Raw genomic sequence first — 237 nt, forward strand, 5'->3', positions numbered from 1 at the left:
GTTCTTCAACAACCGCGACTGGCCGGTGGCGTCCGCCCTGGCGGTGGTGATGCTGGCGATCCTGATCATCCCGATCATCCTGTTCAACAAGAACCAGGCCAAAGAACTGGAGGGCAAGGTATGAGCCAGCACAGCGTATCCCGCTCCGTATCCCGTTCAACAGGCTCTCCATCCAGAAGCGTGGCCAAAGAACTGGAGGGCAAGGTATGAGCCAGCACAGCGTATCCCGCTCCGTAT

General features: G+C 58.6%; 1 pseudogene. It reads left to right on the plus strand.

Annotation, left to right across the window (positions count from 1 at the left end):
- Positions 1-124, plus strand: a pseudogene (locus tag ACLJNW_RS28450) (putrescine ABC transporter permease PotH); the annotation flags it as partial.
- Between the last annotated feature and the right edge of the window lie 113 nt (positions 125-237).

It is taken from the genome of Salmonella sp. SAL4457 (genome assembly GCF_046548235.1).
GTDB lineage: Bacteria > Pseudomonadota > Gammaproteobacteria > Enterobacterales > Enterobacteriaceae > Salmonella > Salmonella enterica.